This is a genomic window from Streptomyces iconiensis, assembly GCF_028657195.3.
Classification (GTDB): domain Bacteria; phylum Actinomycetota; class Actinomycetes; order Streptomycetales; family Streptomycetaceae; genus Streptomyces; species Streptomyces iconiensis.
The window spans coordinates 149,235-162,627 of the sequence record NZ_JANCPR020000019.1 but is presented as its reverse complement, the minus strand read 5'-3'; the positions used below and the strand labels follow the sequence as shown (position 1 = coordinate 162,627).

13 protein-coding genes and 1 pseudogene are annotated in these 13,393 nt (G+C 71.3%); 4 read left to right on the top strand and 10 right to left on the bottom strand.

The window, feature by feature from the left end; genetic code table 11:
- Positions 1-125, top strand: a pseudogene (locus NMN56_RS20465) (electron transfer flavoprotein subunit alpha/FixB family protein); the annotation flags it as partial.
- Between the two features lie 203 nt (positions 126-328).
- On the top strand, positions 329-1,606 hold the full coding sequence (locus NMN56_RS20460) for a DUF6986 family protein (protein WP_274042574.1): 1,278 nt from the start codon (positions 329-331) through the stop codon (positions 1,604-1,606).
- Positions 1,607-1,621: 15 nt separating this feature from the next.
- On the opposite strand, the gene NMN56_RS20455 is transcribed toward NMN56_RS20460, so the two are convergent.
- Positions 1,622-2,866, bottom strand: coding sequence for an MFS transporter (locus tag NMN56_RS20455; protein WP_274042575.1), 1,245 nt, complete (start codon positions 2,864-2,866; stop codon positions 1,622-1,624).
- A 416-nt stretch (positions 2,867-3,282) separates the two neighbouring features.
- The gene (locus NMN56_RS20450; RefSeq protein ID WP_280842741.1) at positions 3,283-3,942 is read right to left on the bottom strand and encodes a TetR/AcrR family transcriptional regulator; all 660 of its coding nucleotides are present in this window, start codon (positions 3,940-3,942) and stop codon (positions 3,283-3,285) included.
- A gap of 106 nt (positions 3,943-4,048) precedes the next feature.
- Between NMN56_RS20450 and NMN56_RS20445 the strand changes: the two genes are divergently transcribed.
- Both NMN56_RS20445 and NMN56_RS20440 read left to right on the top strand, forming a co-directional pair.
- On the top strand, positions 4,049-5,266 hold the full coding sequence (locus NMN56_RS20445; RefSeq protein WP_274042577.1) for a cytochrome P450: 1,218 nt from the start codon (positions 4,049-4,051) through the stop codon (positions 5,264-5,266).
- A 166-nt stretch (positions 5,267-5,432) separates the two neighbouring features.
- On the top strand, positions 5,433-5,624 hold the full coding sequence (locus tag NMN56_RS20440; RefSeq protein ID WP_274042659.1) for a ferredoxin: 192 nt from the start codon (positions 5,433-5,435) through the stop codon (positions 5,622-5,624).
- A gap of 127 nt (positions 5,625-5,751) precedes the next feature.
- Here the strand turns inward: NMN56_RS20440 and NMN56_RS20435 are convergent, their stop codons facing one another.
- From NMN56_RS20435 to NMN56_RS20400, 8 genes are all read right to left on the bottom strand, one after another.
- A complete protein-coding gene (locus tag NMN56_RS20435) occupies positions 5,752-6,504 on the bottom strand; it encodes a maleate cis-trans isomerase family protein (protein ID WP_274045831.1) in 753 nt (250 codons plus the stop codon).
- Between the two features lie 33 nt (positions 6,505-6,537).
- Positions 6,538-7,029, bottom strand: coding sequence for a MarR family winged helix-turn-helix transcriptional regulator (locus NMN56_RS20430; protein WP_274045832.1), 492 nt, complete (start codon positions 7,027-7,029; stop codon positions 6,538-6,540).
- Between the two features lie 59 nt (positions 7,030-7,088).
- Complete coding sequence (locus NMN56_RS20425) at positions 7,089-7,946, bottom strand: alpha/beta fold hydrolase (protein ID WP_274045833.1); 858 nt, start codon at positions 7,944-7,946, stop codon at positions 7,089-7,091.
- Between the two features lie 175 nt (positions 7,947-8,121).
- Positions 8,122-8,775 (bottom strand): isochorismatase family protein, encoded by a 654-nt coding sequence (locus tag NMN56_RS20420; RefSeq protein ID WP_274045834.1) that lies wholly within the window; start codon positions 8,773-8,775, stop codon positions 8,122-8,124.
- The gene (locus NMN56_RS20415; RefSeq protein WP_274045835.1) at positions 8,772-9,602 is read right to left on the bottom strand and encodes an SRPBCC family protein; all 831 of its coding nucleotides are present in this window, start codon (positions 9,600-9,602) and stop codon (positions 8,772-8,774) included. Before NMN56_RS20415 ends, NMN56_RS20420 begins: the two co-directional genes overlap by 4 nt.
- Positions 9,593-10,126: a (2Fe-2S)-binding protein gene (locus NMN56_RS20410; protein WP_274045836.1), complete on the bottom strand. Its 534-nt coding sequence runs from the start codon at positions 10,124-10,126 to the stop codon at positions 9,593-9,595. Before NMN56_RS20410 ends, NMN56_RS20415 begins: the two co-directional genes overlap by 10 nt.
- Positions 10,126-12,507 (bottom strand): xanthine dehydrogenase family protein molybdopterin-binding subunit, encoded by a 2,382-nt coding sequence (locus tag NMN56_RS20405; protein WP_274045837.1) that lies wholly within the window; start codon positions 12,505-12,507, stop codon positions 10,126-10,128. Before NMN56_RS20405 ends, NMN56_RS20410 begins: the two co-directional genes overlap by 1 nt.
- Positions 12,504-13,382 (bottom strand): FAD binding domain-containing protein, encoded by an 879-nt coding sequence (locus NMN56_RS20400; protein WP_274045838.1) that lies wholly within the window; start codon positions 13,380-13,382, stop codon positions 12,504-12,506. The genes NMN56_RS20405 and NMN56_RS20400 overlap by 4 nt, the downstream gene beginning before the upstream one ends.
- Positions 13,383-13,393 lie beyond the last annotated feature (11 nt).

Here is a 13,393-nt window from a genome sequence, read left to right as displayed (position 1 = left end):
CGATCGTGGCGATCAACAAGGACGCCGAGGCCCCCATCTTCGACCTCGTCGACTACGGCATCGTCGGCGACCTCTTCGACGTCGTCCCCCAACTCACCGACGACATCAACACCCGCAAAGCCTGAACAACCCCCACCCCTCAGGCAACATGTCGGCCGGCGGCTCCGGCACGGCATCCGCGCCGTCGGGGCGTCACGGAAGGGCCTCCGCACACCGTGTGCGGAGGCCCTTCGGCGTGCGGGGACCCTTGACCGGCAGGTCAGCGGGCCATTAGCGTCGCCGCCGTATCTTCAACATTCTGTTGAGAAGACCGGGAGAGGGAGCGCAGATGACGCAGGGCGAGACCGTCAGCACCACCTTCGCGAAGTCCGTGGCAGAGGGCATCGCGGGATCGCTGTCCGGGGTGGACGCCGAACTCGCCCGCCGCTACCCAGGAGACCCGGGCACACGCCAGCCCGTGCACACCGTCTATGTGCCGGCGGACGTCATCACCCCGGAGACCGTGGGGGAGTGGGGACGCAGCGCGCTCGCACTGCTCGACGCGCACGCGCCGGACGCCGGGGCGCTCGCCGATGTACTGGGTATGGACACCGCGCTGGCCGGGCCCGTCCATGAGCGGATACGGGCCAAGCTGCGGCGCGAGCCCGTCGAGGACCTGCGGATCGACTTCGAGGACGGCTACGGAGCACGGCCCGACGACGAGGAGGACGCCGCCGCGGCGCGCGCGGCCCAACTCGTGGCCGCGGCCTGCTCGCAAGGCGCGGACGGGCCTGCTCCCGCGTATGCGGGCATCCGTATGAAGTGCATGGAGGCCGCCGTGCGTGACCGCGGCATCCGTACGCTGGACATCTTTCTGACCGGCCTCATGGAGGCGGGAGGGCTGCCCGGGGGCCTGGTGCTCACGCTGCCCAAGGTCACCTATCCCGAGCAGGTCACCGCGATGGTGGGGCTGTGCGAGGAGTTCGAGAAGGCGCGCGGTCTCACCCCTGGCCGTATCGGCTTCGAGATCCAGGTCGAGACCACGCAGTCCATCCTCGGCGCCGACGGCCGCGCCACGGTCGCGCGCATGATCGACGCGGCTGATGGGCGGGCCACCTCGCTGCACTACGGCACCTTCGACTACAGCGCCTCGTGCGGGGTCAGCGCGGCCTACCAGGCCATGGACCACCCCGCGGCCGACCACGCCAAGGCGGTCATGCAGGTCGCGGCTGCGGGCACCGGGGTCAGGCTCTCGGACGGCTCGACGAACGTGCTGCCCGTCGGCGACCAGGCGCAGGTCCATGATGCCTGGCGGCTCCACCACGGTCTGGTGCGGCGGTCGTTGGCACGCGCGTACTACCAGGGCTGGGACATGCATCCCGGCCACCTCCCGACGCGGTACGCCGCCGTGTACGCGTTCTACCGGGAGGGGATGGAGCGTGCGGGTGAGCGGTTGGCCGCCTATGTGGGGAAGGCGGGCGGCGACGTGATGGACGAGCCCGCCACCGCTCGTGCGCTGAGCGGATATCTGCTGCGGGGCCTGGACTGCGGTGCGCTCGACGTGGAAGAGGTCGCCGCTGCCTCCGGGTTGGACCGGGCTGAGCTGGACCGGCTCGCGGGGCGCTGACGCCCCCGCACGTGGTCACACGGCGAGGTGCGCGAGCCGGGGTACGGGCCGTACGGACGGCCCGTGCCGTAACGCCTTGGTCTCGGCACGTTCCCAGGTAGTGGTGACCTTCCAGGTGCGGGAGTTGCGGTCCAGCAGCCCGGAGAGCAGCCCGAAAGCCGCGCCGGTCAGGGCCAGTAGCGCACCGAGCCAGCTGGGGGATGTCAGGCCGAACCCGGCGGCGATGACCACTCCACCCAGGGAGGCCCCGAGGGAGTTGGCGATGTTGAAAGCCGACTGGACGCTCGCGGAGCCCAGTTCGGGGGCCTCTCTGCTCTGGTCGAGGATGCGTGCCTGGATGCTGGGGATCGCCGCCATGCCGGCGACGCCCGTGAGGAACACGTTCGCCGCCATCAGAACGGTGCTCTGCGCCGTCACCATGACCAGTGCCAGTGAGCCCGCGAGCGTCACCAGGGCACAGCAGATGGTGCGCAGTGGCCAGTTGGCGAACCGCCCGCCCAGCATCGTGCCGACCGTCATGCCCGCACCGGCCAGCGACAGCAGCGCTGTCGCCGCGGTCGGGGTGTAGCCGCTCACCTCCGTGACCAGCGGCTGGATGTACGTATAGAAGGAGGACGTTCCGGCGAAGCCGAAGACCACCACCGCGTAGGCCAGCCACACCTGCGGTCTTTTGAACACGCAGAGTTCACCGCGCAGGCTGACCTTGTTGGGCCCCGGCTGGCGGGGCACGAGCAGCGCCAGCGCGACGAGCCCCAGCAGGCCGATCGACGCGACGACCATGAACGTCCAGCGCCAACCGACGGACTGGCCGAGCAGGGTGCCCAGCGGGGAGCCGACGATGTTGGCGACGGGTACGCCGAGCAGCACCAGTGACAGCGCACGGCCGCGCTTCTCCGGTGTGACGAGCCCCGCTGCCACGACGGCGCCGATGCCGAAGAAGACCCCGTGGGGCATCCCGGCCAGGAACCGTGCGGCCAGCAGGAGATGGTGGTTGGGGGCGAGTGCCGAGGCGACGTTGCCGATGATGAACAGCCCCGTCATCGCCAGCAGTATCGCCTTCCGGCGTATGCGCAGACCGACGACGGTCAGCAGTGGAGCGCCGACGACGACGCCGAGGGAGTAGAGCGAGATGTAGTTGCCGGCGTCGGAGATCGGGACGTTCATGTCGGAGGCGGTCTCGGGCAGCAGCCCTATCATCACGAACTCTGCTGTGCCGGCACCGAACGTCGCTAGGGCCAGGGCGAGAAGGGCAAGGGGCAAAGGACCTCCTTGCGGAGCACTGCGGGGGGAACTGCCCAGCTTGTGGAGAAAGCTGGTCCTGACGAGAAGGATTCCGCAATATGCGAATGCATCAAACAGTGCACGGATAAGGCGTCTTATAGCGGGAGTTGCCGGGCAGGGCTCGGGCGTGGCCGACCCGTGCTCCGAAAGGGCCACCCGCCGGGGGGAGTTGGGGTACCGGTCCGCACCGGCCCGAGCTCGGCACGGTCCTCAGGCCCGAGCCGCGGAACGCGCCGAAAGTCTCGAAATGGACGTTGGGAGGACTCGTTCGGGACACCGTGCCGGGTGTCCTGTCCGCCGGCTCCCACCTGCCCCGTCTCAGGCGGCACCCTCCGCTACCAGGGCGCGGGCACCCGCCGCCACCAGGACATGTGCCCGGACGAACAGGAAAGCGGCTACTCGTTCCCGGCGGGATCGGGCGGGGGGTCCAGCGGCGGGGCGAGGAGCAGGGGCAGATAGACGTCGTCGACGATCCCGATGACGACGCTGTCCGGGATCGGGGCTCCGTGCAGCAGGTAGTGGTTGCGCAGCAGGTCGACCGCCACGGTGGCACGCCGGGACGAGGGGATCCATGACTCGATCTCGCCGCGCTCGACCGCGCGTTGCAGGGCGCGCTGGACTGCTCCGGGGCCGACGGTGTGGACCCGTTCCCGCACCAGCCGGGCGAACTCGGGGTCCCGCACGATCTCGGTGAGCAGGCCGCGGAACATGTCGCCGTGCGGGCCGGCCATGCTGTCCGACAGGTGGCGCATCACGGCGATGATGTCGGTGCGCAGGTCTCCGGTGTCGGGCAGGTCGACGTCGCGGTGCCGGAGGGCTGTCCAGGCGTCGATGACGAGTTCGGCGCGGCTCGGCCACCTGCGGTAGAGAACGGCCTTTCCCGTGCGCGCCCTTGTGGCCACGCGTTCCATGGTCAGCCCGGCGTAGCCGACCTCGGAGAGTTCGTCCAGGGCCGCGGCCAGTATGGCGTTCTCCAGCTTCTCGCCGCGGCGGCGAGGGCCTTTGCGATGGTCGCCGGCCGGCTCGACCGGCTGATCCCCGTTGGTTGCAAGCATCATTCTCGGCTATTCGTCGATCACCCGTTGTGTGCCCAGGGGCCATACCCTAGCCTCATTTTAGAGAACGGAGAGTTCTTTAACTGTCGAGGACTTCGAGGTACCGATGACCGAGACCGTGACGACGCCTCAACCGGAACCCCCCGCCTTCCCCAGCGACCGCACCTGCCCCTACCGCCTGCCCGACCAGTACAACCGCCTGCGGGACGAGGGCGGTTCGCTGCACCGGGTCACGCTCTACGACGGCCGGCAGGCATGGCTGGTGACCGGGTACGAGACGGCACGCGCGCTGCTGGCCGATCCCCGCATGTCGTCCGACCGCAGAAACGCCGACTTTCCCGCCACCTCGCCGCGTACGGACGGTCTCCGGGACGGCGAGCCGGCCTTCATCGGCCTGGACCCGCCCGAGCACGGGGTCCGGCGGCGCATGGCCATTCAGGGCTTCACGGTGCGGCGGATCAAAGAGATGCGATCCGACATCGAACGCATCGTGCACAGATTCCTGGACGAGATGATCGCCTCCGGACCACCCGCCGACCTCGTCAGCCAGTTCGCGCTGCCGGTGCCGTCCATGGTGATCTGCCAGCTGCTCGGCGTGCCCTACGCCGACCACGACTTCTTCCAGGACGCCAGCAGGCGGCTGATCCAGTCGGAGGACGCGGCGGGCACGCGGGCCGCACGCAAGGAGCTGGAGAGCTACCTGGACGGGCTGATCGTCAGTGCCCAACGCGAGCCCCGGCAGGGGCTGTTGGGCACCATGGTCGCCGAGCAGCTGACGCAGGGGAGGGCCCGCCGCGAAGAGCTGGTCTCGACCGCGCTACTGCTGCTGGTCGCCGGGCACGAGACGACCGCCTCGATGACCTCGCTCAGCGTCATCACCCTGCTCGAACACCCGGACCAGCACGCCGCACTGCGGGCCGATCCCTCGCTCCTTCCCGGCGCGGTGGAGGAACTGCTGCGCTATCTCGCGATAGCCGACCTCGCCGGCGGTCGCTTCGCGACGGACGACATCGAGATCGACGGCCACCTCATCCGGGCAGGCGAGGCGGTCATCGTGACCAACTCCGTTGCCAACCGGGACAGTTCGGTCTTCGAGGATCCGGACGCCTTCGATGTGCGCCGCGCGGCCCGCCACCACCTGTCCTTCGGCTACGGGGTGCACCAGTGCCTCGGCCAGAACCTCGCCCGGCTCGAACTGGAGATCATCCTCGCCGCGCTGTTCGACCGCCTGCCGACACTGCGCCTGGCAGTCCCGGTCGAGCGGCTGACACTGCGCCCCGGCACGACGATCCAGGGCGTCAACGAGCTTCCGGTCACGTGGTGAGCCGGTCACACGCTGACCGGGTCACATGCTGAGCCGGTCACATGCTGAACCGGTCGCCGGTCGCCGGCCGGCTGATGGACCGACCGGCGAGCCGCCGACACTGGGGACACGGCAAGCGAAGCGACCGTGAAAGGACCGTGAAAGGACTGTCATGAAGAGAGCGACCATGCGTGTAACGGCCGATCGGGACATCTGTGTGGGCGCCGGCATGTGCGTACTGACGGCACCCGAGGTGTTCGACCAGGACGACGACGGCCTGGTGACCGTCCTGGTCAGCGAGCCCGACGACGACGCCGCGCCCGCCGCACTGGAAGCCGGCACCCTCTGCCCGTCGGGCGCGGTGCGGATCATCGAGTAGTGGCGATCGCCGCTCGGACAGGTGCCGCGCGCCGGTTTCCCTCCCGCGGCTGACCGAGGCACCTCGCCGGGGCTCGGGAGCGGGCCCGCTCCCGAGCCCCGGCGACCGGCCGTTCGGGAACGGTGGTTCAGGAGCGGGCGGCGAGGAGGGAGCCGGCGTTCGGTACGACGGGTGGCAGGCCGAGGCGGGTCAGGATGCTGTGGGCCGTGGCGGTGGCCGCCGACAGGACGGGCAGGCCGGCCGCGTCCTCGACCGCCTGGATCGCGGACAGCGAGGGCATCTGCACACACGCCGACAGCACGATCGCGTCGGCGCCGCTCAGATCGAGGCGGCGCCAGTGCCGGCGCAGGTCGTCGGGGTCCAGCCGGGCGACCGCGAGATTGTCGGGCACCTCAAGGCTGAGCGAGTCCACCACCCGCGTGCCCGCGTCCTCCAGGTAGTCGACGACCATGCCCGTCAACTCCTTCATGTACGGGGTGATCACCGCGACCCGCTTGGCGCCCAGCGCCTCGACGGCGGTGAGCAGCGCGCCCGCGCTGGAGACCACCGGCGCTTCCGAGCCCCCGGCGGCGAGCCCGGCCCTGATCTCCTCCTCTGCCACACAGTGGTGGCCAGGACCCTGCGCCATGATCGCGACGAGACACGCCGAGGCCACCACGTCGGGCCTGGCGTCGGCGAGTTCGAGGGCCGCGCGCTCCGTCTGCGCGTTCATGCTGCGCAGCTGCTCGGGCGTGACATGCCGCATCCGCATCCGGCTGCTGTGGAAGAGGAAGCGGTCCCCTGGCATCGCCTCTTCCCTGGCGCGCAGCATGCGCGGCAGCTCGGTCTCCATCGTGAGATTCGAGCTGGGAACGATCATGCCGATGTGATGGTCTGTCACGGGTCCTCCACGAAGGTACGGCGCTCGCGCGCTCTAGGTGTCCCCGCCCAGCCGTTCCCAGTGGTCGGCGAGGGCGGTCAGCTCCCGCAGGAGCCGTTCGCGGGCGTCGGGGTCGTACTGGTCGAGCAGCCGCTCGTCCAGTTCCCGCGCCCTGCCGTTCGCCTCACGCAGGGCGCTCTCGCCCTCGTCCGTGAGGTACAGCAGCTTGCGGCGGCCGTCGGCCGCCGCCGTACGGCGCTCCAGCAGCCCGCGCTTCTCCAGTCGCCGCGCCACGTCCGCCATGGTCGACGTGTCCAGCGCGACGGCCGACGCCATCGAGCTCTGGTCGCTGCCGGGGTTCGCGTGCACGGTCGTCAGTACGGCGAACTGCGGCCCGGTCAGCGTCGGGTCGACGGTGCGCACCCACACCGCCAGGTACGCCTGGTACAGGCGCCGCACCTGATAGCCGGGTGCGGCCGTCAGCACGGCGGGGGCGACCGGCTGCTCGCCTGTGCCCGCCGCCGTGGAAAGGGTTTTGTCAGCCATGAGGCCACTTAAGCACGGCAGTTGAGTGCCCCGACGGGCGCGGGTGCCCGCCGGGCGCCTCAGCCGGTGAGGCCACGCAGTGCCTCGCGGAGGAGGGCGAGCGCCGTGTCCGGGTTGTCCCAGAACACCATGTGGCCCGCGTCCGGGATCTCCGTCAGCCGGGCCTCCGGCAGGGCGCGCGCGGCCTCGGCGGCGCCCTCGGCCGTGACGACCGGGCTGTCGGCGCCGTACAGCATGACGGCCGGCCCCGGTACCGAGGGCCACCACGCGAAGAAGTCCTCCGTCTCGAAGCCGTGATGCGTGCCCCGCAGCGCCTCCTCACCGCAGCTCGCGAGCCACCGGGCACGCAACTCCCGCTCCCGCAGCGGCCAGCGGGGCCAGGCGCGCCCGACCTCCTGGGCGTCCGTGCCCCGCCGCGCCTGCGCCAGCTGACCCAGGAAGGCGTCCAGCGAGGTCGGATACGTGCCGCGCCCCGGCCCGCTCATCGGCGGGTCCACCGCCACGGTGCCCCCCACCGCGACCTTGCCGCGCACGGCGGTCGCCGCGGCGATACGGGCCCCCATCGAGTGCCCGAACAGCAGCGGTGCCTCCAGCCCGAGCCCGGTGACGACGGCCTCGGTGTCCTCGGCGTACGCCTCCAGGGAGTAGGAGCCGCCGTCGCCGGAGAGCCCCCGTCCGCGCACGTCCAGCACCAGCGGGCGTACGAGATCGGTCAGCTCGCGGGCCACGAAGTCCATGGTGACGGCGGGGCTGGTGATTCCGGGGAGCATGAGGAGAGGGACGCCGGAGCCGCCGTAGTCGAGGACGTGCAGCCGGACGGAGCCGTTGTAGGCGCAGTGGCTGGTGGCGGGAACGGCGGCCAGGTCGGCCGCCGCCTCCGGGGTGAGGAAACGCGCGGGCGCGGGCGGGTGGGACAAGGGTGCTCCTGGGGAGTGGTGGCCTGGTGAGTGGCGGTTTGGTGAGTGGTGATGTGTAGGTGTCGGCATGTGCTGGCAGGTGCCGGGGTCGGCTGGTGCGTGCCGGTACACGTCGGTGTGTGTCGGGCTGTGCAGGGCTGTGCTGTGTCGTTGCGTACGAGCACGGGGGTGCGGGTCAGGTGGGGGAGGGGAGCCGGCGCAGATAGTCCAGTGCTTCGGTCTGGCCGATCACATCGCCGTACTTCGCCTGGATGTCGAAGAGCGCGGCGTCGTGCGGTCCCTGCGCGCGGTCCCCCGCGCACTCGCGCGGCACCAGTACGGGGAACCCGGACTGCACCGCGTCCACCGCCGTCGCGCGCACGCACCCGCTCGTGGTGGCCCCGCACACGACGGCCGTATCGGTACCGAGGCCCGTCAGCGAGGCCGCGAGCGAGGTGCCGAAGAACGCGGAGGCGCCCTTCTTGACGACCATCAGGTCCTCCGGGCGCCGGGGCAGCCGGGGGTCCAGGTCAACAGCCGCGCTGCCCTCCACCAGCGCCCGCATACCCGTGGCCTTCTCCAGCCAGGTCACCGAGCCGCCCTCCGCCTCGGCCGCGCTGTAGGCGATGGCCGTCCAGATCACCGGGACACCGGCGGGCCGCGCCGCCTCCACCAGGGCAGAGGTCGCCCCGACGACTTCGGTGAGGTCGGAGCCGGTGGGGAAGGACTCCTCGGTGAACCCGCGCGTCAGGTCAACGACGATCAGCGCGGGACGGGTGCCGCGCCGCACGGGGGCGCCGAACCCGGCCCGCTCGTAGGTGCTGTCCGTCTCGCTGCCGTACCCGCTCACCGGCCGCACCTCGCCGCGTGCTTCTCCCGCGTGAGCACCCGGCCGAGCAGCCAGCCCTCGAACAGTCCGAAGGCGAACGCGCCGACCACAGGCCCGTACTTGGACAGGGCCGGGCCGACGATCATCGAGAGCCCGTTCAACTCGTCCTGGCCGGCCGCGTACGCCGCGAGGGCGGGCTGCGGTTCGGCGTGCGGCTGCGGCTGCGGCTGCGACTCGGGCCGGGGCCGGGGCTCCGACTGCGGCCGGGGCGCATGTGCCGCGTACGTTCCCCGACCGGCGCCGCCGGGGACCGGCTCAGGCGCTGAACCGGACACCGGCACTGAACCGGACACCGGCGCCGATGCCGTAAGAGAGTCCGGCGCCGGAGCCGCGCGGTGTGCGCGGTCCTGGTCGAGCAGCGCGCCCAGGTTCCTGGCGAACTGCTGGAGGATCTTGTCCGAGACCGTGGCCACCGCGCCCTTGCCGAACTGCGCGATCTTGCCCCGGATCACCAGGTCGGTCTCCAGCCGCAGTTCGGACCCCTCGGGCGTTTCGGTGACCTCCAGCCGTACCGCCGCCTCCGCGTCCCCGCTGCCGTGCGTATCGGCGCCGCGCGCCTGTACGCGCAGCGTGCGGCGCTCCTCGTCGACCTCAAGGAAGCGGACCGTGCCCGCGTACGCCGCCGTGATCGGACCGACCTTGACCTTCACCCTGCCCCGCCAGGCGTCGCCGTCGCGTCCCTCCAGCGCGGCGCCCGGCATGCACGAGACCACCCGTTCCACGTCGTTGACGAGCGCGAAGACCTCGCCTGCCGGTGCCTTCACCGGGACGGCGTTGCTCAACCGCATGAACCCTCCTCACAGACCGACGCGCGGCGCCGGGCGGCGCAGTCGTCGATCGCCTCGACGATCGTCTGGTAACCCGTGCACCGGCACAGGTTCGCGGCCACCACCTCGCGGATCTCCTCCTTGGTGGCATCAGGGCGCTCCGCGAGAAAACCCTCGGCCAGCATCAGGAAGCCGGGTGTGCAAAAGCCGCACTGGAGGGCGTGGTGCTCGGTGAACGCCCTTTGCAGGTCGCCGAGTTCACGCCCGCCGGGGCCCTCGCCGAGCGCCTCGACCGTACGGATCTCACGCCCCTCTGCCTGCGCGGCGAACATCAGACAGGCCCGCGCCGGGGCCCCGTCGACCAGCACCGTGCACGCACCGCAGATGCCGTGCTCGCAGCCCACGTGCGTACCCGTGAGCCCCAGGTCGTGCCGGAGCGCGTCGACGAGGGTGCGCCGCGACTCGGCCAGCAGTTCGTGCCGCTCCCCGTTCACGGAGAGGCTCAGCAGCTGCTGGTCCGGCGGCTGGTGGGTGATCTCTGACATCAGGCGTGCTCCAGTGCGCTCGCGACGGTCTCCGGGGTGACGGGGGTGTTGTCCAGCTCCACGCCCGTGGGGCGCAGCGCGTCATTGACGGCGTTCAGTACGGCGGCCGGCGCCCCGATCGTGCCGCCTTCGCCCGCGCCCTTGGCGCCGGTCTCGGTGAAGGCGCACGGGGTCTCCAGGTGCTGGATGCCGATGTCGGGGATCTCCAGCGCCGTGGGCACCTTGTAGTCCATGAAGCTGGTCGCCGAGGGCTCGCCCTGCGCGTCGTAGGTGATCTCCTCGAACAGCGCGCCCGCGATGCCCTGCGCGATGCCGCCCCGGCACTGGCCCTCCACGACCTGCGGGTTGATGGCGACGCCGCAGTCCTCCACGCACACGTACCGCAGGATCTCCACCTGGCCCGTGCCCTCGTGCAGTTCGACGACGACGCCGTGGGTGGCGTTGGAGAAGGTGCCGTCGTTGAAGACGTCGAACGAGGCCGTCGCCGAGAGGCCCGGCTCCACGCCCTTGGGCAGCAGATGCGCCTTGAGATAGGCGATGTCGGCGATCTCCTGGTAGCTCAACTCGCCACCGCCGTCGGCGCGTCGCACTCCGCCCCTGCCCAGCTCCACCTGGTCGGGCGGCACGTCCCAGCGCGAGGCCGCGATCAGCCGCAGCTTCTCGCCGAGCTTCGCGACCGCCAGCCGCACCGCGCTGCCGCCCACCGCGATCGAACGGCTCGCGAAGGTGCCCCAGCCGTAGGTGATCCGGTCGGTGTCGCCCTGGTGGATACGGACCTTGTCCAGCTCCAGGCCCAGCTCGTCCGCCGCGATCTGCGCCATCGTCGTCTCGTGGCTCTGCCCGTGGCTCATCGTGCCCGTGGTCACCGTGAGCGCTCCCGAGGTGTCCATACGGGCCTCGGAGATGTCGAACCCGGGAACGACCTCCATCTTCCGCTGCGCGAACGCCGTCGAGCCGTACCCGGTGCGCTCGCTGAAGCACGCGTACCCGATGCCCAGATGGCGCCCGGCCGCGTCCGCCACGTCCCGCTTCTCGTACCAGCCCTCGTCGCGCAGGGTCCGCTCGCACAGGTCGAGGGACTCCAGGTACGAACCGGGGTCGTAGGTCACGTTGTTGACCCCCGTGTACGGGAAGTCCGTGATCACGTTACGGCGGCGGATCTCCACCGCGTCCATCCCCAACTCCCGCGCCGCACGCTCGAAGAGCCGCTCGACCACCATCACGTACTGCGGCCGGCTCACCCCCCGGTACGGTGCGCTCGGCGCCTTGTTGGTGGTCACGGCGCGGGCCCGTACGCGGTACGACGGCACCTTGTAGACCCCCGGCATCTCCGCCGAGGCCATCAGCGGCTCGATGCCCGCCGTGAACGGGTAGCAGGAGTAGGCGCCCATGTCGCACACGATGTCCGCGTCAAGACCCAGGATCCGCCCCTCGGCGTCGAACGCGGCGCGTACGTCGTAGTGCTGCTCACGGGCGAGGAACGAGGCGGTCAGCGCGTCCTTGCGGTCCTCCGTCCACTTCACGGGCCTGCCCAGCCGCAGCGCGGCGGCGCCCACCGCGATCTCCTCGCGCCCCACCACGCACTTGAGCCCGAAGCCGCCGCCCATGTCGGGCACCAGCACCCGCACGGCCCGCTCGTCCAGGCCAAGACAGCGTGCCGCGACCGTACGCACCTGGTGCGGCACCTGTGTGGGCATACGCAGCGCGAGCTGCTCCTCACGGTCGTCCCAGGCGGCGATCACGCCACGCGTCTCCAGCGGCAGCGCGTTCTGCCGGCCCGTACGCGTCTCCACCTCCACGACGCACGCCGCCTCTGCGAAGACCGCGTCGATGCCCTCCGAGGCGAACATCGACACGTCCAGCAGCGTGTTGGCCGCCGCCTCGTCGTGCACCAGCGGGGCGCCGGGGGAGAGGGCCTGGGTGTCGGAGACAACGGCCGTACGGGTCTCGTAGGTGACCTTCGCCGCCTCAAGACCGTCCTCGGCCGCGTACGGATCGCGCGCCACCACGACCGCCAGCGGCTCGCCCGCGTACCGCACCCGGTCCCGTGCCAGCACCGGCATGCTCGTCGGCACGAACTCGGCCGCCGGGCGGCCCAGCCGCGCCGTGATGTCACCCAGCGCCAGGTCCTCGGCGTCGAACGCCGCGACCACGCCCGGCACTTCGCGAACCGCCGACAGGTCGAGCGAGGTCACGGTGGCCGAGGCGACGGTGGCGCGGACGAACTGCGCGTACAGCATGCCCGGCACCTGGATGTCGTCGGTGAACACACCCCGCCCGGTCAGCAGCCGGGGATCCTCGCGGCGGCGTGCCGAGGTCCCGATCAGCGCGCCGTCGCGCGCCCCGCGGTGTTCCTGGGCCGCCGCTTTCTCCGTCGTCATCGTGAGACCGCCTCCTCGCAGGCGCGTGCCACCAGGTTGCGGGTGAGGCCGCGCCGGTATTCCGGACTTCCGTTCGCGTCACCGGGCGGGTCGACGGCCCGGGCGGCTGCGGTTGCGACCGCCTCGTACAGCGCGGGCCCCGCTCTGCCGCCCTCCGCGAGGACCGCCTCGGCCTCGGGAACCCGTACCGGTAGCGCGTCGACGCCGCCGAGCGCGACCCGGCCGCCGCGCACCCCGCCGCCGTCGGGCGTCAGGTCCAGCGCGACGGCGGCGGCCACGGTCGCGAAGTCGCCGTGCCGCTGCGCGAACTCGGTGAGCGCGGCGTGCGGAGCGGGGCGCGGGAAGACGGCCTCGGTGAGTACCTCGTCCTCCTCCAGAGCCGTGGAGTAGTAGCCGAGGAAGAAGTCCCGTGCCGCGACGCGGCGTTGACCCGCGGGGCCGTGCGCCACCATTTCCGCGTCCAGCAGCACGGCCAGCAGGCACCACTCCGCCGTCGCGTCCGCGTGCGCCAGGCTGCCGCCGACGGTGCCGCGGGTACGGATCGGCAGGTGGCCGACCCAGCGCATCGCGTCACGGAGTACGGCGAAGCCGGGCCCGAGCAGCGGGCCGGGAGCGGTCTCCACCTCGTGATGGGTGGTCAGCGCCCCGATGTGCAGGGCGCCTTCCCCGTCTGTACGCAGCCCGCGCAGCCCTTCGACACCGCTGATGTCGACCAGGTGATCGGGGCGGGCGAGCCTGAAGTTCATCATCGCGACCAGGCTCTGGCCCCCGGCGATGATCTTCGGCTCGCCGCCGCTGCCCGCCAGTTCGGCGAGCAGCTTGGCGGTGCCGTCGAGATCGCGCGCGCGGTGATAGGTGAACGGTGCGGGCTTCAATGCTCGGGCCC

What these genes read in the sequence shown, in the direction of transcription:
- NMN56_RS20460 (WP_274042574.1), top strand. Translation starts at nt 329, where the DNA reads ATGACGCAGGGCGAGACCGTCAGCACCACCTTCGCGAAGTCCGTGGCA.
- NMN56_RS20415 (WP_274045835.1), bottom strand. Translation starts at nt 9,602, where the DNA reads ATGCGGTTGAGCAACGCCGTCCCGGTGAAGGCACCGGCAGGCGAGGTC.
- NMN56_RS20440 (WP_274042659.1), top strand. Translation starts at nt 5,433, where the DNA reads ATGCGTGTAACGGCCGATCGGGACATCTGTGTGGGCGCCGGCATGTGC.
- NMN56_RS20430 (WP_274045832.1), bottom strand. Translation starts at nt 7,029, where the DNA reads ATGGCTGACAAAACCCTTTCCACGGCGGCGGGCACAGGCGAGCAGCCG.
- NMN56_RS20410 (WP_274045836.1), bottom strand. Translation starts at nt 10,126, where the DNA reads ATGTCAGAGATCACCCACCAGCCGCCGGACCAGCAGCTGCTGAGCCTC.
- NMN56_RS20405 (WP_274045837.1), bottom strand. Translation starts at nt 12,507, where the DNA reads ATGACGACGGAGAAAGCGGCGGCCCAGGAACACCGCGGGGCGCGCGAC.
- NMN56_RS20445 (WP_274042577.1), top strand. Translation starts at nt 4,049, where the DNA reads ATGACCGAGACCGTGACGACGCCTCAACCGGAACCCCCCGCCTTCCCC.
- NMN56_RS20450 (WP_280842741.1), bottom strand. Translation starts at nt 3,942, where the DNA reads ATGCTTGCAACCAACGGGGATCAGCCGGTCGAGCCGGCCGGCGACCAT.